The organism is Lacinutrix sp. MEBiC02404, assembly GCF_053601575.1.
On record NZ_JBSHNV010000002.1, the window covers coordinates 1 to 222 of the forward strand.

1 protein-coding gene is annotated in these 222 nt (G+C 45.5%); it reads right to left on the bottom strand.

Going from position 1 to position 222, the window contains the following annotated elements; genetic code table 11:
* The coding region (locus ACVCXO_RS00010; protein ID WP_452227560.1) for a hypothetical protein at positions 1 to 222 on the bottom strand (222 nt) is incomplete at both ends.

The following is a 222-nucleotide window of genomic DNA, read 5'->3' on the forward strand; positions in this document are numbered from 1 at the left end:
CGTTACTTCCGTTGGTTCTGTTCCTTCTGTTAATGTCGATCCTACTGGTAAAGTAGTCGTATCTACTACGATATCTACTGTCCCTGCTGGTACTCCTTCTATAGTATACGTTCCATCCGCTGCTGTTGTTCCTGTTGGCTCTCCTGCGTCTAATACGCCATCGCCATCTAAATCAGCAAATACAGTTACTGGTGTAGTGAACCCGGTTTCTGTTCCGTTTTG